The organism is Vibrio sp. HENC-03, from assembly GCF_000305755.2.
GTDB classification, from domain to species: domain Bacteria; phylum Pseudomonadota; class Gammaproteobacteria; order Enterobacterales; family Vibrionaceae; genus Vibrio; species Vibrio owensii.
Map to the genome: position 1 here is coordinate 1 of NZ_JH976110.1, position 485 is coordinate 485.

At 45.2% G+C, this 485-nt stretch carries 1 protein-coding gene; it reads left to right on the forward strand.

The genetic code is table 11. The features are described from left to right. A partial coding sequence (locus VCHENC03_RS16900) for a GTP-binding protein (protein WP_032802510.1) occupies positions 1 to 485 on the forward strand: 485 nt, incomplete at both ends.

Below are 485 nucleotides of genomic sequence, written 5' to 3' on the forward strand. Positions count from 1 at the left end.
ACAGATGGTCCAATGCCACAAACTCGTGAGCACATCCTACTAGGCCGTCAGGTTGGTATCCCATACATCATCGTATTCATGAACAAATGTGACATGGTTGACGATGAAGAGCTACTAGAACTAGTAGAAATGGAAGTTCGTGAACTTCTATCTGAGTACGATTTCCCAGGTGATGACCTACCAGTTATCCAAGGTTCAGCTCTAGGCGCACTAAACGGCGAAGAGCAATGGGAAGCTAAGATTGTTGAACTAGCAGAAGCTCTAGATACATACATCCCTGAGCCAGAGCGTGCAGTAGATATGCCATTCCTAATGCCTATCGAAGACGTATTCTCAATCCAAGGTCGTGGTACAGTAGTAACTGGCCGTATCGAACGTGGTATCCTAAACGTAGGTGACGAAGTTGCTATCGTAGGTATCAAAGACACTACTACTACTACATGTACTGGTGTTGAAATGTTCCGTAAGCTTCTTGACGAAGGTCG